Here is a 23,580-nt window from a genome sequence, read left to right on the forward strand (position 1 = left end):
AGCTGTGAGTTATTGTTAGTCCAGCCCATTAACAATTAGTTAATAATTGAACAACTAGCAAGTTTTAGTTTGAAAAATAATCAAATAATATTAGGGGATTAGCGTAAATATGGGATTTATTTAATTTTGTTCTAAGCAGGAAGTGAGCAACAGCAAGGGTTACAAATAAAAAGACAGCGATAACGAGTATTAAATACTTAAATGATAAAAAACATAAACTTAATATAATTTTTTCATTGCAGCGGAATTTTCACAAAAAAAAGGCAAAAAAAAGCGCACTAAAAAGTGCGCATTAATTATCTGAGCTATTAAATTATGCCGATATTTTACATAGCTATAACAGCTTAATTGTCACATCCAGTCAGCATTACGAATAACCCCAACAGCTAAGCCTTCAATATTAAAAGATTCGTTTTCAAGATCCACTTCTATCGACGAAAATTCTTTATTTTCAGCATGCAATAATACTTTTTTGCCTGCTTTTTCTAAGCGTTTTACCGTTACATCGTCATCAACGCGGGCAACAATAACTTGGCCATTTTCGGCAACTTGAGTGCGATGAACAGCCAGTAAATCACCATCCATAATACCAATATCTCGCATGCTCATACCATTTACACGCAATAAAAAATCGGCAGCGGGTTTAAACATTAACGGGTCAATTTTACAATGGCTCTCAACATGTTGTTGCGCCAAAATAGGTTCGCCGGCAGCTACACGGCCTATTAACGGTAAACCAAGTTGTTCTGGTTCATCTTCTTCAATAAGTTGAATACCACGGCTAGCGCCTGGTTTCATTTTAATAGCGCCTTTTTTAGCCAGCGCTTTTAAATGCTCTTCTGCTGCATTAGCACTTTTAAAGCCTAATGTTTGTGCAATTTCTGCGCGTGTAGGAGGCATACCAGTGTCTTTAATAAACACTTTAATAAGTTCGAGTATTTGCGCTTGGCGGTTAGTTAATGGTCGCATACAACTGGTTTTCCATACAGTACATTTAACTGTGAGTATATACAGTTATCTGAAAATCGCAAATTTAAATTACTCCTCGCCTTTGCTGCCAAAGGTGGCATTGGTCTAAGCTTAAAATTACCAAGTAAATTACAGATAAAATTACGCAGATCACGATAGTGTTAGTTTTACGTTACATTAATTACATAACTACTAAGTTGTTGCTGTTATTAAAAATTAGTTAACTATCGTTTTTGTAATGGGCCTTAACTTCATCAATGTGAATTAACGGAGAGTGTTATGAATATCACTGTAGCGGTAATAATTAACGGTCCTAAACGTAAAGTATGGGCGGCAATAACTGACATCGAAAACAGTGCCAATATGCTGTCTGGCATTATTGATGTAAAAATAATCGAGAAGCCACCACAAGGGCTAGTGGGCCTAAAATGGTTAGAAACACGAAAAATTTTTGGCAAAGCAGCCTCAGAAACCATGTGGATCACCGAAGCTGTTACTAATGAATACTATTGCACTCGCGCAGAAAATGGCGGGGCAGTTTATACCACTAAGCTGTCACTTACCGCCGCCGAACCTAGCACCTGTTTAACCATGACTTTTTCTGATAGCTCTGAGTCTATTTGGGTAAAAATGATCTCTGCAGTGATAGGGTTTTTTCTTAAAAGTTCGATGCGTAAAATGCTAAAAAAAGATCTCGATGAAATTAAGCACTATGTAGAAAGCAAAAAGTAGCACTGTATTACCATGCAGTAGCTGCACTAATTTGGCTATCATATCGCCATGAAAAATCGTATTATCGGTTATCGTTTTCAACCTTTAAAGGAGTAACAATGAGTATTTGGCATCAACCTATTACTTTAGCGTTTTGTAAGCAGTTAGACCAAGGCATAAATGGCCAAGGTACACTGATGAAAACCATGGGGATTGAAATAACTGAAATTGGTGATGATTACTTAGTTGCCACTATGCCAGCAATTCCTGCGCACCATAACCCTATAGGCATGGTGCATGGCGGAGCAAACGTGGTTTTAGCCGAAAGTGTTGCCAGCTACGCGGCTAATTTTGTGGTCGACTTCACTAAATTTTATTGTGTAGGGCAAGAGATCAGTGCCAGCCATTTAAAAGCCTCGCGTAATGGCACCTTAACCGCCACCGCAAAAGCGTTTCATATTGGCAAACGTAGCTCAGTATGGGAAATAAAAATAACGAATAGTCGCGGCGAGCTTTGCTGCGTATCAAAAATGACCGCAGCTGTTGTAGAGCGCAAAGGCTAACGCTATTTTTCTAGCGGGTAAATAGTAATTTCCATGCCTGCACCAATTGCCGATATACGTAATAATGTATCGGCGTGCAGCGCTTGGTTAAAACACTTTGGCGAAGTGCCCGATTCAAAACCAATATCAAAGGTACGGCGCGAACAACTCAACCATTGCTTAAGTGCAGCCCGCGAGCATGACTCTACTAACTCACATAAGTGGTTAATTGCTTTATCCGGTGAAGATATTTCGCCTGTTACTTCTATACGCGCTAACTGACGGTATTCGTCTTTATCATAATGTAAAATAGTGGCGATTTTTTTTAGGTCAGCTACAAGCACGCTAATATCTTGCTTTGACTCAAGCTCTAGGTCTACATTTAAAAATTGAATTTCCGACATTGTCTGCTGTTTATCCTCTAATTAGTTCGCTGTAAACTTTAACGCAGTTTTACGCTTATACCAAATCAACTCTGCAATATTCACCTTTTTTATCTGAATAGTCGGCTATTTTTACGCATTTATTGACGCTTTACTTACTCTTATTTCACGAATAAAAAATATTTAAGCACCAAAAGCTCACTATTATAAAAGTGCTGAGCTAGCTCCATAAAAATAGCTAGCTACTCGCATTTAAAATTTAACCACTATTTTTTATTCTAAATGTTTAAATCGACTTAAGTGCTGCTTTAACATTTCGCGGATTCAAATCTGAAGTGCATAACGTTTAGGCGGCTTTAGCCGCCAAGTGATCCTGCATCAATTTTGCAGGCGTTTCAAATCCAAGTGTCTTCCTCGGACGATTATTAAGTTGCTCAAGTACTGGTATAACTTGCGCTGGTGTTACCGCCTTAAAATCGGTGCTCTTCGGCCAATACTGACGTAGTAATCCATTCGTGTTTTCATTCAATCCGCGCTCCCATGAGTGATAAGGGTGAGCAAAATAAACAGGAACACTTAAAGCCTCTGTGATTTGCTCGTGATAAGCGAACTCTTTTCCATTGTCAGCCGTGATGCTATGAAGCGCTGACCTATATGGCCTTAATAGCTCTATCGTCGCCGTAGTGACGGCTTGTGCTGTTTTGCCTGCCACCTGAGTTGATACAGTGAATTGGGTAACCCGCTCTACAATGGTAACAAGGGCGCCTCGATGACCTTTACCTATGACGGTATCTATTTCCCAATCTCCGATACGACCTTTCTCATCAACTATTTGTGGGCGCTCTTCAATGCTAACGCGATTTTTTATTTGCCCTCGGTTTGTTTTACCATGACTGCGCTTGTGATATTTCTTACCGTGTCGGCGCAGATGTAGGTATAACTCACCACCTGCTTTTTTATCTTCCCAGATATACAGATAAATGCATTCATGGCTGACAGACAGTTCACTTTCTTTGCGTAACCATCCCGTTATTTGTTCAGGACTCCACTTCTCATTAAGCTTCTGGGTAATTAAAGCTATCATTTCAGGTGTCATCTTAAGCGGTTTTCTTACACTTCTTCGGCGAAACAAAGCCCGCTCATGAGCTTGTTTGTGTCTGTAACCTCGCTTACCTGTATTTCTAGAAAGCTCTCTTGAAATCGTAGATTGCGATAAATTAGTTAGCTCAGCAATACTTTGTTGCGTAAAACCGCTTTTCTTTAGAACGGCGATCTGGCATCTTTGCGCATAGGTCAGTTGTTTGTAATGTCTCATTGTAAAATCTCTTGCCGGAGAAAAAGCAGTTAGTTTATGAGCAACTGACCACTTAATCTAGCCAAAACAAGTTATGCACTTACAATTTGAATCTAGGTTTGGTTTTCAGCAATCAACTCATCCCGTTCATCCAATAATTGTAAAACCAAAGCAATAGCAGACCAATCTAACGATAAGTCATGCTGAATACGCGCAGCCTTTTTAACTAAGATCACTGTTGATACCGTAAATTGCCATTCTGTAACGCGCTCGCCCTCAATAGGAATAGCAATGCTGTGCTCAACCAATTCATATAATATGGCTTCGCTAATATCACTACTCACACACAATTCTTGGCTAGTGAGTAAATTGCCTTGTGGTGCCTCGATAATTTTCATTATGACTTGCTCCAATTGCTACGGGGGTCAAAATGGGCTTTTTCGGCCAGCTCTTGCCAAAGCTTTTTGCTAACATCATCACTCAATGCTGGATTAACAATTTTAATCACAGCAAATAAGTCACCTTTGGCTTTTTTACTAATTAACCCTTTACCTTTAATGCGTAAACGTTGACCCGATTGACTATTAGCTGGAATAGTTAGTTGGATTTTTCCGGCTAATGTAGGTAAATTTATTTTAGTGCCCAAAGCAGCTTCCCATGGTGCAAGAGGTACCACTATATTTAGGTCATGCCCCTCAACGTCAAATAATGGATGAGGCACTAAGCGAATTTGCAAATACAAATCGCCATTAGGGCCATTTGCCGAACCTAATCCACCTTGGCCTTTTAAGCGAATGCGTTCGCCATTAACCGAGCCGGCAGGAATTTTAACTTTAAGCGATTTTTTAACTTCAGATACACGGCCACTACTGTCTCGCTGCGGCAGCATAAACTCAATTGGTTTAACGGTATCGACTAACGTTTCTTCAAGAAATACCGGGAATTCAATTTCCACATCTTGTCCTTTTTGCGCACGAGCGCCACCAGTTCTGCCCTGCCCGCCATGGTTAAACCCACCTGCGCCGCCAAACATTGAATTTACAAAATCAGAAAACTCCTGATCGGCTTGGGGATCACCTTGCTGATAATGGTTTTGTGACGAGCCATAGCTACCGCCATAATTTGCTTGCTGCTGAGCACGGTTTTGTTGATTACGACGTAACACATCGTATTTAGCGCGCTCTTCTTTGTTGTGAATAACTTCGTAAGCTTCACCTATCTCTTTAAACTTTTCCTCGGCTTGAGGTTCTTTACTTACATCTGGATGATATTTTCTAGCTAGCTTTTTATAAGCTACTTTAACCGCTTTATCGTCTGCATCGGGCGATACTCCAAGCACGGCATAATAATCTATAAATTTCATTCGCAATCCAAATCACAAACTTATGAGCTTTCATCATACTCTTTAAGTAACAACTTTTGTTTATTTAAACAACAATTTAAAGTAGATAACCTGAGCTCCGGATAATAAAACTAAATATAACTATGATTCAATACGTTAGTAAATCTCTTAACCAGAGCTAAGGTTAAATACTAAAGAACGGTAAATATGGCTTAAGTAAACTTTATCTTTTAGCTTCAAGTCATTAAACTAGCCGCTCCTGTAGTTCACGTATGTGATGGATATGACTCGATTTATTTTAGCCTTGTTGGCTTTTTTTGTATGCTTTTCGCTATCGGCTGAAGAATTCACTCGGTTTTCAACCGCTAAAAGACACCTAATTAAAACCCTCCCTAGTAATGCTAAAAGTATTTACTGTGGCTGCGATATAAAAAAACAGGGTAAAAAACTAGTTCCCGACCCCACTAACTGTGGCTATGTGCCACGCAATACACATACCCGCTCAGGTAACGTAAATGCACGCGCTTTACGCATAGAATGGGAGCATATTGTGCCTGCCTGGGAGTTTGGCCACCAATTACAATGCTGGCAAGATGGCGGGCGTAAAAACTGCCGTAAAGTAAGTGCTAAGTTTAGAAAGATGGAAGCCGATATAAACAACTTAGCTCCTGCTATTGGTGAAATTAACGCAGATCGTTCTAATTATCGATTTGGAATGCTTAGTGAAAGCGCCACCCAATACGGTCGCTGTGAAGTTAAAGTTAACTTTAAACAACGAGTAATAGAGCCTCCTTTTTATGCCCGTAAACAAATAGCCGACGCCTATGCCTATATGCAAAAAACTTACGGCTTAAAAATATCAAATAAACAACAGCAGTTATTTAATGCTTGGCAACAACAAGCGTATGCCGCGCAAACCAATACCAAAAAGCTTTAATTTAAAGGTATTAGGAGCCAGTTTAATATTTAACCTGAACTCTGGTTAAGAGATTTACTAACGTATTGAATCATAGTTATATTTAGCTTTATTTTCTCTAGCCAGAGATTTCCAGTGAAAACAAGGCGAATTTACGCGTCAATAGCTGGCCTATTGCAAGTGAATTCAACGCAGTTAGCGCTGAAAATAGCTGCTTGAGATAGGTTTATTATCCGGAGTTCAGGTTATTTAACGGCACAAAAAAGCGCGCTATTGAAGTAATGCCCAATAGCGCGCTTTTTTAATTGAGTTTTATTCTATAAATATTATAGATCTTGATGCGGGCCAAAAATTTCGTAATGAATGTGTCCGTTATTAACGCCTAATTCTAGCAGTTGTTTTTTCACAAAGGCCATAAAATTAGCGGGTCCACACAAGTAAAAGTCGCCGTTGCTCAGTGGCAATTGCGCTTGTACTGCGTGTAAATCCATAAAACCGGTAAAATCAGCTCCTGCATCGCCTTGATTAAACCAAGTCATGGTTTGTAAGCGCGGGTAAACAGTGCTTAGTTCATTTAAATAATTAGCAAATGAGTGCTGCTGAGCATTTTCGCAAGCATGCAAATACATAATATTTTGATTAGCAGTATCGCTTAATAGCGTCTCTAACATTGCTACCATTGGCGTTTGCCCAACACCCGCTGAAATAAGCACAGCAGGGCTGGTGTTATTTCGTAAAAAGAAATCCCCTGCTGGCGGATATAGCTCTACTATTGCGCCTTGCTCTAGTGAGTGTAAATGGTTAGACACCATGCCAGGGTTTGGTAATAACTCTTTTTTAACGCTAATACGGTAGTTTTTACCATTACTTTTTTGCGAAATAGAATACTGGCGGATCTCTTCATATTCACTAGCCTCTGGCTTAACTTTAATACCTAAATATTGACCCGGTTTATGGGCAATTACTGCCTCGCCATCAACTGGCGTAAGCGTAAAGCTAGTTACCAGCTCTGACTCAGCCTGCTTATTAGTTATTGCAAACTGACGTGTGCCTGCCCAACCGCCTAAGTTATTTTTGCTGTGCTCGTATAAAGCAGCTTCCTCAGTTATACAAATATCAGCAAGTACGCCATACGCTTCACGCCAAGCATATTCAACATCTGGCGTGAACTGCTCAGGAATAAGCTCTTTCAGCGTGCCAATTAAATGTGCACCAACAATTGGGTAGTGCTCCGGCAAAATATTTAAACTAGTATGTTTATGGTTAATACGCCCAAGTGCCGCTTTTAACACCTCTAAATTATCAATGTTTTGTGCATAAGCAGCCAATGCGTTAAATAATGCAAATTGTTGACGGCCGGTATCTTGGTTGCTCATATTAAAAATATTTTTAAGCTCAGGATTATGACTAAATAAACGCTTGTAAAAATGATCAGTAACAACCGTACCTGCCTCTGCTAATAAAGGAACAGTACTTTTAACAATTTCAATAGTTTTATCCGATAACATCTAGGTTTTCCTACGTGTGAATAATACCCAATTAATAAAATAGGTATAGGTTAACCACGACGCCCATCAACACGACGCTGTGTTAAAATAGGTGTGCAGTGAATTAAAAATAATAAAAAGGCAATTAGCCACAGCCCAGCACTTAGCTGCCAAGCTAGGTGTGGCCCAATAACAAAAGGCAGTAAAGAACGAGTAATCCCAGCCACTAACACTAAAGCAAAAGCAACCGCCATATAATGTGGAATAGTCAAAGAGCGCCCGGTATGCCCATGAGATACGCGTGTCATCATGGCTAAAATCATCATCCCTATGGTACTTATGGTAATGAGGTGTAATGCATCTTTAAATAAAATAACACTGCTGTAAAAACTCATGGCTACCAGCATTAAACCTACACCTAGTGCCAAGTACGAAAAATGCAAAGACCATAACAAAGGAACTTTAAGTACGTTTTTATCCCACCAATAAAAACTACGGATTAAATGCAGCACAGCAACAACAGCAAGTGCCCAGCCTGGGTTTAGCTGATTAAAAAATAACTGACTAAGAAAAAACACCGCAATACTAAAAACGCTCATATACAGTAATACTGAGTCAACGTTAGCTGTACGTACCTGCGCTGTTAAACCAAGGCCTTTACTGGTAAAAAATGGCAATACACGCCCTGCTACTATGCCAATTAATAAGGTCATCAGTAATACTGCTGTATCAACAATGGCGAGCGCAAACTGCATGTTTTGTTCAATCAGCATGGCCAAGTAAACAATATTTAACGTACACAGCGCCGCTAATAGCACTAAAAATTGATAGTTATTTTTGCTTTTAGCGGTTAATAACATATTAGCTAATGCTGCAATAACACCTAGCCACCATGCAAGCTGTAACACTAACACCGCATATAAATTAAATTGTGCAAAAGCAGGCAAAGACACAAAAAATGCGCCTCGCGCCCCAAGCCATAGCAGCGTTAATAGCATTAACTTTTTGCCACTAATGCTAGGTACTCCAGTCCAAGTTTGCGCGGCGGTAAGTAAAAAACCCACTGCAACAACACCTGCAAAACCAAATAACATTTCATGGGCATGCCATAATGTAGCGGGGATTGTTAACTGCCAAGTTGCACTACCCGTTAAAATTAATAACCAGTAGCCTATTGAACTAAAAGCCAACAAGCCTGCGGCTAAAAAATAGGGTCTAAATGGCAGCATCCATACTGGCCACTGCGTTATTTGGTAAAAGCGAATATTAGCCGGTACCGGCTGAGATAAATTAATAGGTCGCATTAACGAACTTCCTTCCCCATGCCATGCAGTGCGATACAACGCAGCACATAGCTAATTTTTAAAATAGCAGCAATAACAATAGTGCTAATATGTGCCGAAATTTGCACCGGTATAGAAAAGTAACCGGCAAAAGGGTAGCTAATTAAAATACTGGTTATTAGTAATGCACAACTAGCTGCTAATAATGAGTTTGCCACTAGCAGTAGTTTTTTCAGTAAACAAGCTGTCTCAATTTTGTAGCTTGGATTATGTATAACCAAGGTGTTCATAACGGCCTCAACAACTAATGCACTTAACTACCTATTACACTTATCGTGCCAATAAAATAAACATATATATTTCAATGAACTAACTTATCCACCTTTGCTTTTTATGTCTTTATGACCTACCATAAATCAAACTAAAAAACACATAAGAGTCATTTTGACATGAGCAGCGCAATTAACTTCACTGCCGTAGCGGTAAAGCTGGCTCAAAGCACATTAGATAAAAACTGTTTTGAGCAATTACTTACTGTCCTTGAAACAGTGATTGCCAGTGATGCCAGCGCACTGCTTGAGCTACAAGGTGAGCAGCTCAAGCCACTTGCAATTAAAGGCTTAATGCCAGATAGCCTGGGGCGGCGTTTTAAGCTTAGTGAGCATCCGCGCTTAGAAGCTATTTGTAATACTCAGCAACCACTGCAATTTGCCCATGACTGTCCATTGCCCGATCCGTACGACGGCTTACTACTAGCAAAAACTGGCGACATTCCGGTACATGCTTGCTTAGGTTTACCCCTATTTTATCAACAACAGTTATTAGGTGTGATTACGTTTGACAGCCTAAATGCCAATGCCTTTAACGCTATTAGTGCGCAAACGCTTAGCACCTTACAAACGCTATGCAGCGCACATTTTAAAACGGCATTACAGCTGGCTCATTACAAATTACATGCACAGCATTCTAGCGCCTTAGTGCAAGAGCTTAACCGCGAAGCACTCACCCGTGATGGCGGCGAAATTATTGGTCAAAGCTCAGCAATACAAGCACTTAAAAATGATATAAAACTTGTCGCCGCCTCTAATTTTAGTGTGTTAATTTTAGGCGAAACCGGCGTAGGCAAAGAGCTGGTTGCACGTAATATTCATTTACACTCGAAACGCAGTGAGCAGCCACTTATTCATTTAAACTGTGCTTCGCTTGCTGAAAATCTCGCCGAAAGTGAGTTTTTTGGCCATGCTAAAGGCGCTTTTACTGGGGCGGATCATGCGCGCCAAGGTAAGTTTCAGCTAGCGCACGGTGGTACTTTATTTTTAGACGAAATAGGCGAGCTACCACTGGTACTACAAAGTAAATTGCTACGGGTATTACAAAGTGGCGAAATACAAACAGTAGGCGAAGACGAAGTGAAATATGTTGATGTGCGGGTTATTGCTGCTACTAATCGTAATTTAAAAAAAGAAGTAGCCGAAGGACGCTTTAGAGCCGATTTATACCATAGATTAAGTGTCTACCCGCTAACGGTAGCGCCGTTACGCCAGCGTGAAAACGATGTGGTTTTATTAGCTGGTTTTTTTGTTGAGCAAACCGCACGAAAATTAGCAATAAAACAACTTAAGTTAAGTGTCGATGCACAATTATTGTTAACCCAATATCAGTGGCCGGGTAACGTACGGGAGCTAGAACATGTAATTAGCCGCGCAGCACTAAAGGCCAAACAAAGCCAATGGCAACAAGCCATTATTACCATAAAGCCCGAGCACTGTGAGCTAAACCTTAGTGCGAGTAATACAACACAGTTATCATTACCTGCTAGTACCACAAACACCACCACTGGCAGTAGCACTAACATAGCAGAGCAAAATTTATCACTTAAGCAAGCAACCGATACCTTTACCCATCATTTAATTAGTCAGCAGCTTGAGCAACATAATTATAACTGGGCAAGTGCAGCACGCACCTTAAAAGTAGACCGTGCAAACTTAGTTCGCTTGGCTAAACGCTTAGGTATTTCAGTCAAAAAGTCGCTATAAAATAGCTATAAAACCGTCAGTTCATCTAAGTTAGGGGCTTTACAGCAAGTAGCCCCCAGCAGAGCAGCAAGCGATTGATAGTGTGGCGAAAAATACAGTAACACTTCACAATGCAGTCCACTTTTTGCGTAATATTTAACGTAAAGTGGTGCGTTGGTAGCCTTTGCTAGCTGTTTTATTTTAGCCAGCTCTGCATCTGCAAACATAGCATCACCTAAGTTTTTATAATGCCACATTAGCTTGCTTTATTGGTTTGAAAATAGGTTTTTAACAATTGGCTAAACGCCTGTACCTTTGCGGTACGATGCACCAAATGATGCGTTACTAGCCATATATCAGTACACCAGATTAATTCATTAGATAAAATGGGTACTAAATTAGCGTATTGAGCCGCAACATTGTGCTGTAACCCACCAATTCCTAAGCCTTTAATTACAGCACGCGTAGCTTCTGAGGTTTCTGACACACGCAGTTTTATTTGCGGCGCTGCAATATGCTGATCTACCCATTCAAAATACGGCACCCGCGCATTAAAGCCCGCCACGCCAGAAATAAAGTTATGTTGCTGTAAATCACTCAGCGATTTAGGCATACCATATTTATTAATATATCGCCGATTAGCATATAAACCCGAGTTAAGCTGAGCCAAATGCTGTGCAATATAGTCGCCTTCATCGGGCCTTGGCCCTGCCCGTACGGCAATGTGCGCCTGACCGTGATCGAGCCGTAAACGCTTTTGCTCTAAAATCATCTCAAGCTGCACTTGTGGATGTAGCGCCTGAAATTGCTCGCACACATCGCCAAGCACATCCATAAAGCCACTAACCGTGGTTAACAGTAAACTGCCGCGCAGTGTGCTATCAGCCGCAGCAATATCATTATGTAACTGCTCAAGAGAGCTGTCGATCACTTGTGCGGTACTAAACAGCTTAGCGCCTGTTTCTGTTGCTTTATAGCCACGAGCATGGCGATGAAACAAACGTGTGTTTAAGTTTTTTTCAAGATTATTAATTCGCCTAAGCACTGTACTATGGTGCACATTAAGCGCCTCTGCCGCCGCAGTTAAGGTACCTAAACGTGCAACCTCAAAAGCCACTTTAACATCTTGCCAATCTTCAAACTTAACCGCCATACTGTGCCACCTTAAACTTATGTGCATATACGCACATAAGTGTTGCGTTTATTCGGGTTTTCTTCAAGTCATTTTTTGTTAAAGTAGCCCCATATTATCTACATTAACCTGAACTCTGGTTAAGAGATTTACTAACATATTGAATCATCGTTATATTTAATTTTATTTTCTCTAGCCAGAGGTTTTCAGTGATAACAAGGCGAATTTACGCGTCAATAGCTGGCCTATTGCAAGTAAATTCAACGCAGTTAGCGCTGAAGACAGCTGCTTGAGATAAGTTTATTATTCGGAGATCAGGTTACATTAGCCCGAACTTTGATTAAGTGATTTACTAACACATTAGCAGGATAAACCATGACAGCACCAAAAATTATTGCTTTAGCAGGTAGTTTACGTAAAGACAGCTTTAATCAACAACTGATCAATGAAGCAGCACGCTTTGCATTAGAAAGTGGTGCAGAAGTAGAAATAATTAAACTTGCCGATTTAAATATCCCACTTTTTAATCAAGATATTGAAGCGCAAGGTACTCCTGCCGATGTGCAGCTGTTAAAAGAGAAGTTACGTGCTGCAGATGGTATTTTATTAGCCAGCCCTGAATACAATGGCTCTATTACTGCAGCGCTTAAAAATGCAATCGACTGGGCTTCTCGCACAGAGCAAGGTGCAGTACCTGCTTTTCGCAATAAAGTAGTGGCGTTATTTGCAGCATCGCCCGGTGGATTAGGTGGTCTACGTGGCTTAAACCACGTGCGTGATATTTTAAGTGGTGTTGGCTCATTAGTACTTGCCGATCAGCTAGCAGTACCGGCTGTGCATACTATACTCGATGAAAATGGCCAAATTAATAACCCAAATACAGCAGAAAAAGTGTCTGCATTAGCACAACAATTAGTAACTGTTGCCAGCAAGCTTAGCTAACCTGCTAAAGCTCTATTTTGTCGCCGCAATTTTAGCGGCGATAAAATCTACATGAGTTACATATAACAAGCCTGCCACTTTACGTATTACGTACTCTTCTTGCGGATCAATCTCACCATCGGCATAGGCTAAGCGCCATAATAACTCTATTATTTCAATGCGCTGCACAGCACTACAATGTTGGTTAATTTGTTTTGAAAACTGAAAATAATCTGTCGCGCTATCCACGCTACTGTTTGCATTATTTAGCAGCTCGTTTACGTCTGCATCGTTTAATGCAAAATAGCGTTTTAAGGTAGTCGTTAAAGTATGTTGTTCATCATCATCTAACTTAGCATCGGCGCGCATTACCTCAATTAATAATGCAGCAACCGCTGTTTTTAAATCATGCTCTTGCATACTTGGCTGTTGCTCATCGAATACAGAAAAAAGTTGTTTTATTTGTTTGAACATCACACTTTCCCTTATTGGGTGTTAAACTTAATATAAATAAATAGCGCTTAATACTGATAGTATTAATGGGTATAAAGTTCGAAAATTAAAGGAATTATTTATGCAAGGATTAAACATTAGCTTAGTTATTGGCAGTGCTTTGCTAGCTTGTTCAAGCGTAGGCACAGCTTTTGCCGAACAAGCAAAAACAGAAAAACTCTACGACTTTGATAATAAAGTACATTATTACCAAACAAAACTCGACGATGATAACTATAAAATAGAGATCCAGTCAGACGATTACAAACACTTTGCAAATCAGAGTGTATTTTTACTACGCCATGCTAATCGCTTATGCCTTAATAAAACATTTATGCTTAAAGTGCTGGATGGCGTGCAAGAGTACGAAAGTATGCCTACTAACCCTAGAGCTTACCAACCAGCATTAAGTGTTTTACTACAGTGCGAAGATGAATAATTTTAGTCTGTGTATCCCCAAGGGGCTGCTGGCGGAGTGATGGGTTTAGTTAAATCAAAATCCACTTTAAATTCGCGGCCTTGACGAATTAAACGATAAGTAAATACCTCAGGATAAATATACATTTGCCAAGTATTACCTACCGACTGTGCTATTCCTTGTGCAACAAATAATTCTTTTGAATATTGATCGGCAGGAAACGACTGCATTTGTGCAAAGCCAGCATCATTTGTATGCCCGCCATACATAGTTGAGATGTCGTTAGAACCATTTTTATGGCGATGGTCGTGCTTTAAGCTTAAGCCACTGCCCGTTTTAGTAATAATCCAAGTGCGCGATGCATCATCACCCACATGAAATGGCACTTGCAGCTCACTGTCGGTACATTTACGTACATGCATTACTAATTTTTTGCCCGCAAACGAGCTTGGTCCCGCGGCGTTATCAACACTTACCTTGCCTTCATAAGCTTTACCGCAATGTGCAGCAATATTACTAAAAAACGCATCGTGGCTAGCAATAGACACCAAAGGCGCAGGGCTTGCTACAACAGTTGATGAAGCCAATAATAAAGTGGCTGCAGTTAATAATTTCATCACATATTCCTTATAATAGTTTTTAGTACCATAGCCCTTTAACTCACTTAAAGGAAGTAATCACGATGAACCACCAAAGTGCAGGAGTAACCAACAAATGATACTTGCAACTCGCTGATAATTTTAAAATATAAATTGTTGCAATAAAATATAATAATTAAATACTGTCAACTGTAAAATTAATAACTAGCATGGAGCGCAGAACCAAATGACAAATTATATAGGCTTAATAATAGTCATATTATTATTGATTTTACAAAATCGTTATTACCTTTCCCTATGTAAATACCTTGTTCAGCAACACCCAAATTAATGGCAAAAGCTTACCCAAAACTCTTTAGATGGAACAGCACATGCCAACCTTGCTGAATCATTTAAAAATGGCTTTTTTGCGACCATAGATGACTCGAAAGTAACCCGTTTTCAAACCTTTAAAAGGATAAACTTATTAATAATAGCAGCCATTTCCGCCGCTAGTTTAGCTACTGCATTTTTATTTTGAACAAATTGATAAAACAATTAATGTGTTGCCGCTAAAATAAAAAAGCGCAGCTTATGCTGCGCTAAATACGTCTTTTTATTTATTTTAACAACTTACTGCCAAGGACGCTCTGCAGCAAGTTGCTGCTCAAACGCGTCTATTTGTGGGTTAAGCGTTTCGGTTACGCCAATAAAGTCTAGGCCGCTTAATAGGCGCTCTTTTACATCTTTTCGAATATCAAAACTAATGGGGGCAAATTTAGTGCTAGTCAGTGTTTGATTTTCAAGATCGATATCGATATGAATATCGTCATGTTGCTCACTTAACACAAATAATTGCTCTAGCGTATCGCCAGGCAGTGCAATGGCTAACATTTGATTATTGCCACAGTTATTGAAGAAAATATCGGCAAAGCTTTCAGCCAAAATCACTTCAAAACCATATTGCTTTAGTGCCCATGGCGCGTGTTCGCGTGATGACCCACAACCAAAGTTGTCGCGCGTTAGTAATATTTGCGCGCCTTGGTAGCAAGGGCGATTTAAAATAAAATCAGGGTTTGGCTCGTCATTTTCTAAATAGCGCCAATCATAAAATAATGCGGCATCAAAGCCTTCGCGGCTGGTTGAGGTTAAAAACTGCTTTGGAATAATTTGATCCGTATCCACGTTGTTTTTATCCAATGGGGCCATTAAGCCACTAAAATAAATGCTCATTAGGCTTCTCCTCTAATATCAACAAAGTGACCATGTATAGCTGCCGCAGCGGCCATTGCAGGGCTAACCAAATGGGTGCGCCCGCCACGGCCTTGACGTCCTTCAAAGTTACGATTTGAGGTGGATGCACAGCGTTTACCTGCACCTAAGCGGTCGTCGTTCATTGCTAAACACATTGAACAACCCGGTTCACGCCACTCAAAGCCAGCTGCTTTAAAAATATCTGCTAAGCCTTCGTCTTCGGCTTGTTTTTTAACTAAACCAGAACCCGGTACAATTAACGCTTCAATACCGGCAACTACTTTTTTACCTTCGACTATTTTTGCTGCTGCACGTAAATCTTCAATACGACTATTGGTGCACGAGCCAATAAACACGGTATCTACTTTTGCACTTGATAACTTTTCGCCCGCTTTTAGGCCCATGTACTTTAATGCACTGCGGATCGCATCAGCTTTAATTAGATCAGGTTCTTTATCAGGATCAGGAATACACTCGTCTACGCCAATCACTTGCTCTGGGCTAGTGCCCCAAGTAATTTGTGGCTGAATGCAGCTGGCCTCTAGCTCAACAACATGATCAAACTGCGCACCATCATCTGTTTTTAATGTTTCCCAATACTTAACAGCTGCGTCAAAATCAGCGCCTTTAGGAGCAAATGGGCGACCTTTTAGGTAATCATAAGTGATTTGGTCAGAAGCAATTAAACCTGCTTTGGCACCCATTTCTATACTCATATTACACAACGTCATACGTGCTTCCATCGACAACGCTTCAATTCCTTCACCGCAAAATTCTGCAACGTAGCCCGTGCCACCCGCTGTACCTAACTTACCAATAACCGCCATAATTAAGTCTTTTGCAGTAACGGTGGGACGCAAACGGCCATTTATTTGAATTTTTAACGACTTAGCCTTTTTTTGTTGCAGTGTTTGCGTTGCTAATACGTGTTCAACCTCTGAGGTGCCAATACCGTGAGCAAGCGCACCAAAGGCACCATGAGTCGACGTATGGCTGTCACCACATACTATGGTAGTGCCAGGCAAAGTTATGCCCTGCTCTGGCCCCATAACATGCACTATGCCTTGGTTAATTGAGTTTAAATCGTAAAGCACAATGCCAAACTCTTTACAGTTTGCATCTAGCGCCATTAATTGATTTTTCGACACTTCGCTAGCAGCATCCAATGAGCGACTTTTGGTCGATACATTATGATCCATAGTAGCGAAGGTTTTTTCTGGGCAGCGTACAGTGCGGTTTTTTTCACGCAAACCAGCAAAGGCTTGTGGTGATGTAACTTCGTGTACTAAATGACGGTCAATATAAAGTAAATCGGTTTGCTCGTTGATGCTGGCAATTGTATGTGCTTGCCAAATTTTGTCGTATAACGTTTGGGCCACTTGCTAATCCCCTAATCTGTTTTGAGCCGCAGCCTAACGGAGCTGCGGCATTAAAATGTGTTTTTAGTTAAATGCGCGCAACAATCGCTGCAGCAACATCATTGGTGGTATAGCCAGCGTTTGGAAATATATCTGGCGTACCTACGCCCGCTGCAACGGCTTCAGCTACTGCTTTTTCAATGGTGCGTGCAGCTTCGTCTTGGCCCAATGAGTAACGCAGCATTAGTGCGGCACTTAAAATTTGTGCAATCGGATTTGCCACGCCTTTACCTGCAATATCGGGGGCTGAGCCACCGGCAGGCTCGTATAAACCAAAGCCCGACTGGTTCAAACTAGCCGATGGTAATAACCCCATAGAGCCGGTGATCATCGCGCACTCATCAGACAAAATATCGCCAAATAAGTTATCGCACAGTAATACATCAAACTGGCTTGGTTGTTTTACAAGCTGCATTGCTGCGTTATCTACGTAAATATAATCAAGTTTTACTTCTGGGTAGTCTTTACTTACTTCGGTAACAACTTCGCGCCATAGTACGCTTGATGCTAAAACGTTGGCTTTATCAACCGAAGTAACATGGCTACTACGCAGTTTTGCGGCTTCAAAGGCAAAACGTGCAATACGTTCTATTTCTTTACGTGAGTATCTTTGCGTATCGAATGCTGATTCATTTTCGCCTTCGCCGCTGCGCCCTTTTTCACCAAAATAAATGCCACCGGTTAGCTCACGTACACACAAAATGTCAAAGCCTTGCTCGCTAATATCAGCGCGTAGTGGCGATGCGGTGCTTAGTGCTGGTAATAATTGTGCTGGGCGTAAATTACAAAACAAACCAAAGTGTTTGCGCAGTGGTAACAGTGATCCACGCTCAGGTTGCTCATCGGGCGGTAAATGTTCCCACTTTGGACCACCAACAGCACCAAATAAAATAGCATCGGCATTTTCACAGGCTGTAACTGTACTTTGTGGTAAGGCTTTTCCATGCTTATCGATGGCTGCCCCACCAATTGCATGGTGTTCGCGGTTTAGAGTAAAACCAAACTTATTGCTCACTGCATCCAGTACTTGCTCTGCTGCTGCCATTATTTCTGGGCCAATACCATCACCCGCTAATACGGCTACACTGTAGTTTGTTTTACTCATCCTGCTTTCCTTTGTTGTTTTAAATCAGACACTTTTTGTGCGCGATAAATTAAATTATAAACACGAACCATAGCGCGTACCGACGCTTCCACCACATCTGCTGCTATGCCGGCACCGTGATAAGGGCGGCCGTTAAATTTAGCAATAATGTTTACCTGCCCAAGTGAACTTGCACCTTGGCCTGTGGCTTCTAAGTTATACTCAATCATTTCTACGCTCATTCCGGTTAAGCGCTCAATAGCAGCAAAAGAGGCTTCAACTGGGCCATTCCCCGTTGCTGCTTCTTGTTTAGCTTCGCCATCTATCAACATGCCAATAGTAGAGCTGGCTACCGATTGTGAGTTAGATACCGAGTTAACAAACTCTAATTGGTACTTTTCGTCTTTGTCGTTAATTTGATTAAAGTAAATCATCGCTTCAAGGTCGTAATCGTATACAGTACCTTTTTGATCAGCCAAGGCTATAAAACTTTCGTATAGACTATCCATATCGTAATCAGACTTTTGATAGCCTAATTCTTCTAAGCGATGTTCAATAACATGGCGTCCAGAGCGTGAAGTCATATTTAATTGGTTGCTCGGTACACCCACACTTTCTGGCGACATGATTTCGTAGGTGTTTTGCGCTTTTAATACGCCGTCTTGATGTATACCTGAGCTGTGTGCAAAGGCGTTCTCGCCCACAATGGCTTTATTAGGCTGTACTGGCATATTACAAATTTTAGCCACTTGGCGAGATGCGCGATAAATTTCTTCACTTTTAATATCGGTATACACGTTTAAGTGGTCTTTGCGCATTTTCATGATCATTGCCACTTCTTCAAGTGAGCAGTTACCCGCACGTTCACCAATGCCGTTAATAGTACACTCAATTTGGCGAGCACCCGCTTGCACAGCAGCAATAGAGTTGGCAACAGCTAAGCCTAAATCGTTATGGCAATGCACACTTAAGCGTGCTTTATCAATATTTGGCACATTGTTCATTAAATGGCGGATCATGCCTGCGTATTCGTCCGGCGTTACAAAGCCAACTGTATCGGGTAAATTAATAGTAGAAGCACCGGCTTTAATGGCCTGCTCTACAATGCGGCATAAATCCCAATGCGGTGTACGTCCGGCGTCCTCACACGAAAACTCCACATCATCGGTATAGTTACGTGCTAATTTAATTGATTTAACTGCCATAGCAGTGGCATCGTCTAAGCTCATGCGTAACTTGTGCTCAAGGTGCAAAGGACTGGTAGCAATAAAAGTATGAATTCGACTTTGCTGCGCGTTACGAAGTGCTTCGCCACATGCTTCAATGTCTTTAGCAACTGAGCGCGCTAGGCCACAAATAATTGGCCCTTTAACCTCGGTAGCAATACGCTGCACGGAGCGAAAATCTGCTGGGCTCGATACCGGAAAACCCACTTCCATTACATCTACATTTAAGCGACTAATGGTGTGCGCTAGCTGAATTTTATCATCTTCGGTAAGGCTTGCTTTAAGCGCCTGCTCACCATCACGTAATGTGGTATCAAAAATCCATACTTTATCTTGGTCTTGCATAACAGCCTCTCATTCCAATGCTATTTATTGTTAACTTATCCTACCGCGAGATAAAAAAAACCCCGCAAGTGCGGGGTTTTTTATGTTTAGCTCAATGCAAACACACTAATCCCCGCTCACTTGCCATAGCAGTAAGAGGTTCAGTTTTAGTGTAATTAAACGAATAATATGCATCTTGCTTTCTTATTTGTGTCGAGTGAGGCTTATTTTTAACATTACCATGCACAAGGTGCAAGCATAAAAATTCTAATTTTTGTATTTAACATCGCTTTAAACAGAAATAATTATGCACTAAAGCAAGGCTTGGTGAGGTTTTTTAACAATAAAGCACCGCAAAGTGCTTAAATTACTAAGCACTGTAAAGCACAGTGCTTAGATTAACTTTTTACTCTGTTTAAATCTCTTTATTTGTTTCTCGCACATAATGCGTTGCACCACGAGTAATGTAGCGCAATTGCCAAATAACACGCTCTACTAACTCATCGCGTTGTAAGCCCTCTAAATCAAGCGCTTCTGCTCCAGCATTAAATACCAGTGTTACCATGGCTTCAGATTGAATATACGCATGGGTGGCATCGCATTTTGTTTCGCTTTCTAGGTAGTGCGCCAACTCTAAAATAAAGTGCTTAACTTCGCGTGCTACCGCCGCTCTAAACGCTTTTGAAGTACCAGATCGTTCGCGCAGTAATAACCTAAATTGATTACTCGAGTTGTCAATAAACTCCATAAAGGTCACCACCGAGGTATTTATTACGCTACCACCGCTGGCAATGCGTCGGCGCGCTTGGCGCATAAGTTGACGCAGGGTTAAACCCGCTTCATCAACCATGGTTAAACCCAGTTCGTTCATATCTTTAAAATGTCGATAGAAAGAAGTTGGTGCAATACCGGCTTCACGCGCAACTTCGCGTAAACTTAAGTTTGAAAAGCTATGATCGGCACTCAACTGATTAAATGCCGCCTCAATTAACGCTTGTCGTGTTTTTTGTTTCTGTTGCGCTCTAACACCCGACATCAACAGCTCCCTGAATGAATTTATAGCAAATTTTGATTAAAATAGTTTAATTACTCAGTCTAATACTTGACGACAAGAGTTTGAAATATTATTTTAGCTTACAGTTGTACGCTGAGATAGAGAATTATGAACAAACCACCACTTATTTGGACCAACGTCCTATTTTTTAGCCTTACTTTTTTGGCCGCGATAACGCTTGTGCCTTGGTATGGTATTAACTACGGATTTTCTAGTGCCCACTGGATTGCCTTTGTCGGCTGTATGTTTTATGCAGGCTTATCAATTACTGCCGGTTACCACAGATTGTGGGCACATAAAACCTATAACGCCCATCCGGCGGTTGAGTTTGTGTTTGCCTTAGGCGGTGCATTTGCACTGCAAAACAGTGCACTACATTGGAGCAGCGACCACCGTGTGCATCACGGCCAAGTTGACGACCCAATAAAAGACCCTTATGCCGCAACCAATGGTTTTTGGTATAGCCATATTGGCTGGATGTTACGTGACTATCAAGCTGATAGCTACGGCGATTACAGTAACTGTCGCGATTTACAACGCAATAAAATTGTAATGTGGCAACACAAACATTATTTAAAGTTAGCTCTTTTAATGAATGTAGGCCTACCTCTTACGCTAGGATTACTAGTTGGCGATGTATGGGGCATGTTATTACTTGCCGGTTTACTGCGCTTAGTACTTAGTCAGCACTTTACCTTTTTTATTAATTCGGTAGCCCATATTTGGGGCTCTCGTCCGTACACCGAAAAAAATACCGCCCGCGACAACGGCTTTTTAGCCCTATTTACATATGGCGAGGGGTATCATAACTTTCACCATATTTTTGCCAGTGATTACCGTAACGGCATTAGGTGGTTTCATTATGACCCCACTAAATGGGTTATTCGCTCGTTAGCTGCCCTTGGTTTAGCCAGTAAACTAAAGCGCACACCGGTTGAACGCATTGAAAAAGCCAAGGCCGAAACTTTAATGAGCAAAACACAAGTTCGTCTTGCAAAATTGCCTTTAGCACAAGATAAGCTTACATTATTACAACAAGAATATGATTTACTGCTGAAAAAACTGCAAAATTATTGTTCACTACAAAAACAAGTGTTAGAAGTTAAAAAAAATAACATGGCAAAGCAGTGTGAACGTTCAGCATTAATGGCACAATACCATGAGCTGGAAGCCGCCTGGGAAAACCAAAAGCAGGCATGGCTAGCACTTAATGCGAGGTTATTAAAAGCCTCTTTTAGTTAATATAGGAGTGGCTGTGGCCAAACAACCAGAAAAGAAAAAAACACCCGTGACATATCAATATGATGCAGTAATTATTGGCACGGGTCCTGGCGGTGAAGGTACCGCTATGAACCTTTCAAAAAATAACAAAAAAGTGGCTGTTATTGAACGCCACGAAGCCGTAGGTGGGGGCTGTGTACATTGGGGAACCATTCCCTCTAAAGCCCTACGTCACTCGGTTAGCCGTTATATAGAATATAAAACAAACCCTTTATTTAATACCGGTGATCGACTTGCTCGACTCACTTTTCCTGACATTTTACGCCATGCCAGCTCAGTTATTTCTAAGCAGTCTAATTTACGTAGCAGTTTTTACGACCGTAACCGTATTCAAATGTTTCAAGGCGACGCGCGTTTTATTGATAAACATACAGTTGAAGTAACTCGCCAAGATGGTTCAACTGAGCGTTTAACGGCCAAGACTATTGTTATTGCTACAGGTTCGCGCCCATACCGTCCGCCAGAAGTAGACTTTACCCATTCTCGTATTTACGACAGCGATACTATTTTAGGGTTAACCCACGATCCACATCGCGTACTTATTTATGGTGCGGGTGTAATTGGTTGTGAGTATGCCTCTATTTTTAAAGGCTTAGGTGCCAAAGTTGATTTAGTTAACACTCGCGACCGCCTACTTGCCTTTATGGACACAGAAATATCTGACGCGCTGAGTTATCACTTTTGGAATAGCGGTATTGTAATTCGTCATAACGAAGAGTTTGATCATATTGAAACCCGTGATGACTGTGTAATTATGCATTTAAAATCGGGTAAACGCGTAAAAGCTGACTGTATTTTGTTTGCTAATGGCCGCACCGGTAATACCGACAAGCTTAACCTTGAAGCAATTGGCTTAAAACCTGATAGCCGTGGTCAGTTAAAAGTAAACGAAACCTATCAAACCGAAATTGACAACGTATACGCTGTAGGCGATGTGATTGGTTACCCAAGCCTAGCGAGTGCCGCATTTGACCAAGGCCGTATTGCAGCAGATGCAATTTCCTGTGGCAACTGTGATGAAAAGCTGATTATTGATATTCCAGCGGGTATTTATACTATTCCTGAAATGAGCTCAGTAGGTAAAACCGAGCAGCAACTTACTGCTGCTAAAGTTCCGTATGAAGTAGGTCGTGCGCAATTTAAACACCTTGCGCGTGCGCAAATTGCGGGTACTGAAGTGGGTACTTTAAAAATATTATTTCATACAGAAACCAAAGAAGTACTGGGTGTACATTGCTTTGGTGAGCGCGCCTCAGAAATTGTCCACATTGGCCAAGCCATAATGGAGCAAAAAAATGGCGGCAATAATATTGAATACTTTGTAAATACCACTTTTAACTACCCAACTATGGCTGAAGCCTACCGAGTTGCAGCGTTAAATGGATTAAATCGCTTATTTAAATAAAGCTTTTAAGCTAAGAATAACCTATGTAATGCGGTTATTTGATAAATAGGC

25 protein-coding genes are annotated in these 23,580 nt (G+C 40.9%); 8 read left to right on the forward strand and 17 right to left on the reverse strand.

Translation table 11 applies throughout. The features are described 5' to 3' along the window. Positions 1-351: 351 nt before the first annotated feature. Positions 352-969 (reverse strand): transcriptional repressor LexA, encoded by a 618-nt coding sequence (gene lexA / locus PNIG_RS15800; RefSeq protein ID WP_041454613.1) that lies wholly within the window; start codon positions 967-969, stop codon positions 352-354. Between the two features lie 279 nt (positions 970-1,248). Here lexA and PNIG_RS15805 point away from each other — a divergent pair, with 279 nt between their 5' ends. Both PNIG_RS15805 and PNIG_RS15810 read left to right on the forward strand, forming a co-directional pair. Next, entirely contained in the window at positions 1,249-1,701 is a 453-nt protein-coding gene (locus PNIG_RS15805) for an SRPBCC family protein (RefSeq protein WP_011329502.1), read from the forward strand. A 98-nt stretch (positions 1,702-1,799) separates the two neighbouring features. Further along, complete coding sequence (locus PNIG_RS15810) at positions 1,800-2,243, forward strand: PaaI family thioesterase (protein ID WP_011329503.1); 444 nt, start codon at positions 1,800-1,802, stop codon at positions 2,241-2,243. A 2-nt stretch (positions 2,244-2,245) separates the two neighbouring features. On the opposite strand, the gene PNIG_RS15815 is transcribed toward PNIG_RS15810, so the two are convergent. The 4 genes from PNIG_RS15815 to PNIG_RS15830 form a co-directional block, all read right to left on the reverse strand. After that, a complete protein-coding gene (locus PNIG_RS15815) occupies positions 2,246-2,626 on the reverse strand; it encodes a hypothetical protein (RefSeq protein ID WP_011329504.1) in 381 nt (126 codons plus the stop codon). Positions 2,627-2,951: 325 nt separating this feature from the next. Then, on the reverse strand, positions 2,952-3,920 hold the full coding sequence (locus PNIG_RS15820; RefSeq protein ID WP_089368737.1) for an IS30 family transposase: 969 nt from the start codon (positions 3,918-3,920) through the stop codon (positions 2,952-2,954). A 92-nt stretch (positions 3,921-4,012) separates the two neighbouring features. Further along, entirely contained in the window at positions 4,013-4,297 is a 285-nt protein-coding gene (locus PNIG_RS15825; RefSeq protein ID WP_089368861.1) for a chaperone modulator CbpM, read from the reverse strand. Continuing rightward, on the reverse strand, positions 4,297-5,262 hold the full coding sequence (locus PNIG_RS15830) for a DnaJ C-terminal domain-containing protein (RefSeq protein ID WP_089368862.1): 966 nt from the start codon (positions 5,260-5,262) through the stop codon (positions 4,297-4,299). The genes PNIG_RS15825 and PNIG_RS15830 overlap by 1 nt, the downstream gene beginning before the upstream one ends. 262 nt (positions 5,263-5,524) lie before the next feature. Between PNIG_RS15830 and PNIG_RS15835 the strand changes: the two genes are divergently transcribed. Continuing rightward, complete coding sequence (locus PNIG_RS15835; RefSeq protein WP_011329507.1) at positions 5,525-6,178, forward strand: endonuclease; 654 nt, start codon at positions 5,525-5,527, stop codon at positions 6,176-6,178. 305 nt (positions 6,179-6,483) lie between these two features. Here the strand turns inward: PNIG_RS15835 and hmpA are convergent, their stop codons facing one another. The 3 genes from hmpA to PNIG_RS15850 are packed head-to-tail and all read right to left on the reverse strand — an operon-like array spanning position 6,484 to position 9,217. After that, the gene (hmpA, locus tag PNIG_RS15840) at positions 6,484-7,665 is read right to left on the reverse strand and encodes an NO-inducible flavohemoprotein (protein WP_089368863.1); all 1,182 of its coding nucleotides are present in this window, start codon (positions 7,663-7,665) and stop codon (positions 6,484-6,486) included. Positions 7,666-7,715: 50 nt separating this feature from the next. Continuing rightward, positions 7,716-8,948: an NnrS family protein gene (locus PNIG_RS15845; protein ID WP_089368864.1), complete on the reverse strand. Its 1,233-nt coding sequence runs from the start codon at positions 8,946-8,948 to the stop codon at positions 7,716-7,718. Further along, entirely contained in the window at positions 8,948-9,217 is a 270-nt protein-coding gene (locus tag PNIG_RS15850; RefSeq protein ID WP_089368865.1) for a hypothetical protein, read from the reverse strand. Before PNIG_RS15850 ends, PNIG_RS15845 begins: the two co-directional genes overlap by 1 nt. Positions 9,218-9,376: 159 nt before the next feature. Here PNIG_RS15850 and norR point away from each other — a divergent pair, with 159 nt between their 5' ends. Then, entirely contained in the window at positions 9,377-10,963 is a 1,587-nt protein-coding gene (gene norR, locus PNIG_RS15855) for a nitric oxide reductase transcriptional regulator NorR (RefSeq protein WP_089368866.1), read from the forward strand. A gap of 5 nt (positions 10,964-10,968) precedes the next feature. Here the strand turns inward: norR and PNIG_RS15860 are convergent, their stop codons facing one another. Then, the gene (locus tag PNIG_RS15860; RefSeq protein ID WP_089368867.1) at positions 10,969-11,199 is read right to left on the reverse strand and encodes a hypothetical protein; all 231 of its coding nucleotides are present in this window, start codon (positions 11,197-11,199) and stop codon (positions 10,969-10,971) included. Further along, the gene (locus tag PNIG_RS15865; protein WP_089368868.1) at positions 11,199-12,095 is read right to left on the reverse strand and encodes a LysR family transcriptional regulator; all 897 of its coding nucleotides are present in this window, start codon (positions 12,093-12,095) and stop codon (positions 11,199-11,201) included. The genes PNIG_RS15860 and PNIG_RS15865 overlap by 1 nt, the downstream gene beginning before the upstream one ends. Positions 12,096-12,449: 354 nt before the next feature. Between PNIG_RS15865 and PNIG_RS15870 the strand changes: the two genes are divergently transcribed. Then, the gene (locus tag PNIG_RS15870) at positions 12,450-13,016 is read left to right on the forward strand and encodes an NADPH-dependent FMN reductase (RefSeq protein ID WP_089368869.1); all 567 of its coding nucleotides are present in this window, start codon (positions 12,450-12,452) and stop codon (positions 13,014-13,016) included. Positions 13,017-13,028: 12 nt separating this feature from the next. Here PNIG_RS15870 and PNIG_RS15875 read toward each other — a convergent pair whose 3' ends face one another. After that, on the reverse strand, positions 13,029-13,469 hold the full coding sequence (locus PNIG_RS15875; protein ID WP_089368870.1) for a tellurite resistance TerB family protein: 441 nt from the start codon (positions 13,467-13,469) through the stop codon (positions 13,029-13,031). A gap of 100 nt (positions 13,470-13,569) precedes the next feature. Between PNIG_RS15875 and PNIG_RS15880 the strand changes: the two genes are divergently transcribed. Then, positions 13,570-13,926, forward strand: a complete 357-nt coding sequence (locus PNIG_RS15880; RefSeq protein ID WP_011329516.1) for a hypothetical protein — start codon at positions 13,570-13,572, stop codon at positions 13,924-13,926. A 2-nt stretch (positions 13,927-13,928) separates the two neighbouring features. Here the strand turns inward: PNIG_RS15880 and PNIG_RS15885 are convergent, their stop codons facing one another. The 6 genes from PNIG_RS15885 to fabR all read right to left on the reverse strand — a co-directional run bounded on the left by PNIG_RS15885 (position 13,929) and on the right by fabR (position 20,825). Continuing rightward, complete coding sequence (locus tag PNIG_RS15885) at positions 13,929-14,522, reverse strand: hypothetical protein (RefSeq protein ID WP_011329517.1); 594 nt, start codon at positions 14,520-14,522, stop codon at positions 13,929-13,931. Between the two features lie 594 nt (positions 14,523-15,116). Further along, on the reverse strand, positions 15,117-15,716 hold the full coding sequence (gene leuD / locus PNIG_RS15895) for a 3-isopropylmalate dehydratase small subunit (protein ID WP_011329519.1): 600 nt from the start codon (positions 15,714-15,716) through the stop codon (positions 15,117-15,119). Continuing rightward, the gene (gene leuC / locus PNIG_RS15900; RefSeq protein ID WP_089368871.1) at positions 15,716-17,116 is read right to left on the reverse strand and encodes a 3-isopropylmalate dehydratase large subunit; all 1,401 of its coding nucleotides are present in this window, start codon (positions 17,114-17,116) and stop codon (positions 15,716-15,718) included. Before leuC ends, leuD begins: the two co-directional genes overlap by 1 nt. Positions 17,117-17,183: 67 nt before the next feature. Continuing rightward, positions 17,184-18,260, reverse strand: coding sequence for a 3-isopropylmalate dehydrogenase (gene leuB, locus PNIG_RS15905; RefSeq protein ID WP_011329521.1), 1,077 nt, complete (start codon positions 18,258-18,260; stop codon positions 17,184-17,186). Then, on the reverse strand, positions 18,257-19,810 hold the full coding sequence (leuA, locus tag PNIG_RS15910; RefSeq protein WP_011329522.1) for a 2-isopropylmalate synthase: 1,554 nt from the start codon (positions 19,808-19,810) through the stop codon (positions 18,257-18,259). The genes leuB and leuA overlap by 4 nt, the downstream gene beginning before the upstream one ends. Before the next feature lie 394 nt (positions 19,811-20,204). After that, complete coding sequence (fabR, locus tag PNIG_RS15915) at positions 20,205-20,825, reverse strand: HTH-type transcriptional repressor FabR (protein ID WP_011329523.1); 621 nt, start codon at positions 20,823-20,825, stop codon at positions 20,205-20,207. A gap of 126 nt (positions 20,826-20,951) precedes the next feature. On the opposite strand from fabR, the gene PNIG_RS15920 reads away from it, so the two are divergent. Both PNIG_RS15920 and sthA read left to right on the forward strand, forming a co-directional pair. Beyond that, positions 20,952-22,085 carry an acyl-CoA desaturase gene (locus tag PNIG_RS15920; RefSeq protein ID WP_011329524.1) on the forward strand — a complete coding sequence of 378 codons (1,134 nt, stop codon included), beginning with the start codon at positions 20,952-20,954 and terminating at the stop codon, positions 22,083-22,085. A 13-nt stretch (positions 22,086-22,098) separates the two neighbouring features. After that, positions 22,099-23,529: a Si-specific NAD(P)(+) transhydrogenase gene (sthA, locus tag PNIG_RS15925; protein WP_172459241.1), complete on the forward strand. Its 1,431-nt coding sequence runs from the start codon at positions 22,099-22,101 to the stop codon at positions 23,527-23,529. Positions 23,530-23,580 lie beyond the last annotated feature (51 nt).

The sequence above is a fragment of the Pseudoalteromonas nigrifaciens genome, assembly GCF_002221505.1.
Taxonomy (GTDB): Bacteria; Pseudomonadota; Gammaproteobacteria; order Enterobacterales; family Alteromonadaceae; genus Pseudoalteromonas; species Pseudoalteromonas nigrifaciens.

Coding starts and splice junctions, on each gene's coding strand:
- PNIG_RS15845 (WP_089368864.1), bottom strand. CDS start 8,948: ATGCGACCTATTAATTTATCTCAGCCGGTACCGGCTAATATTCGCTTT.
- PNIG_RS15815 (WP_011329504.1), bottom strand. CDS start 2,626: ATGTCGGAAATTCAATTTTTAAATGTAGACCTAGAGCTTGAGTCAAAG.
- fabR (WP_011329523.1), bottom strand. CDS start 20,825: ATGTCGGGTGTTAGAGCGCAACAGAAACAAAAAACACGACAAGCGTTA.
- lexA (WP_041454613.1), bottom strand. CDS start 969: ATGCGACCATTAACTAACCGCCAAGCGCAAATACTCGAACTTATTAAA.
- PNIG_RS15860 (WP_089368867.1), bottom strand. CDS start 11,199: ATGTGGCATTATAAAAACTTAGGTGATGCTATGTTTGCAGATGCAGAG.
- PNIG_RS15825 (WP_089368861.1), bottom strand. CDS start 4,297: ATGAAAATTATCGAGGCACCACAAGGCAATTTACTCACTAGCCAAGAA.
- PNIG_RS15850 (WP_089368865.1), bottom strand. CDS start 9,217: ATGAACACCTTGGTTATACATAATCCAAGCTACAAAATTGAGACAGCT.
- PNIG_RS15810 (WP_011329503.1), top strand. CDS start 1,800: ATGAGTATTTGGCATCAACCTATTACTTTAGCGTTTTGTAAGCAGTTA.
- leuD (WP_011329519.1), bottom strand. CDS start 15,716: ATGAGCATTTATTTTAGTGGCTTAATGGCCCCATTGGATAAAAACAAC.
- leuB (WP_011329521.1), bottom strand. CDS start 18,260: ATGAGTAAAACAAACTACAGTGTAGCCGTATTAGCGGGTGATGGTATT.
- PNIG_RS15875 (WP_089368870.1), bottom strand. CDS start 13,469: ATGTTCAAACAAATAAAACAACTTTTTTCTGTATTCGATGAGCAACAG.
- PNIG_RS15820 (WP_089368737.1), bottom strand. CDS start 3,920: ATGAGACATTACAAACAACTGACCTATGCGCAAAGATGCCAGATCGCC.
- PNIG_RS15920 (WP_011329524.1), top strand. CDS start 20,952: ATGAACAAACCACCACTTATTTGGACCAACGTCCTATTTTTTAGCCTT.
- PNIG_RS15885 (WP_011329517.1), bottom strand. CDS start 14,522: ATGAAATTATTAACTGCAGCCACTTTATTATTGGCTTCATCAACTGTT.
- hmpA (WP_089368863.1), bottom strand. CDS start 7,665: ATGTTATCGGATAAAACTATTGAAATTGTTAAAAGTACTGTTCCTTTA.
- PNIG_RS15880 (WP_011329516.1), top strand. CDS start 13,570: ATGCAAGGATTAAACATTAGCTTAGTTATTGGCAGTGCTTTGCTAGCT.
- PNIG_RS15865 (WP_089368868.1), bottom strand. CDS start 12,095: ATGGCGGTTAAGTTTGAAGATTGGCAAGATGTTAAAGTGGCTTTTGAG.
- PNIG_RS15830 (WP_089368862.1), bottom strand. CDS start 5,262: ATGAAATTTATAGATTATTATGCCGTGCTTGGAGTATCGCCCGATGCA.
- leuA (WP_011329522.1), bottom strand. CDS start 19,810: ATGCAAGACCAAGATAAAGTATGGATTTTTGATACCACATTACGTGAT.
- PNIG_RS15870 (WP_089368869.1), top strand. CDS start 12,450: ATGACAGCACCAAAAATTATTGCTTTAGCAGGTAGTTTACGTAAAGAC.
- PNIG_RS15805 (WP_011329502.1), top strand. CDS start 1,249: ATGAATATCACTGTAGCGGTAATAATTAACGGTCCTAAACGTAAAGTA.
- PNIG_RS15835 (WP_011329507.1), top strand. CDS start 5,525: ATGACTCGATTTATTTTAGCCTTGTTGGCTTTTTTTGTATGCTTTTCG.
- norR (WP_089368866.1), top strand. CDS start 9,377: ATGAGCAGCGCAATTAACTTCACTGCCGTAGCGGTAAAGCTGGCTCAA.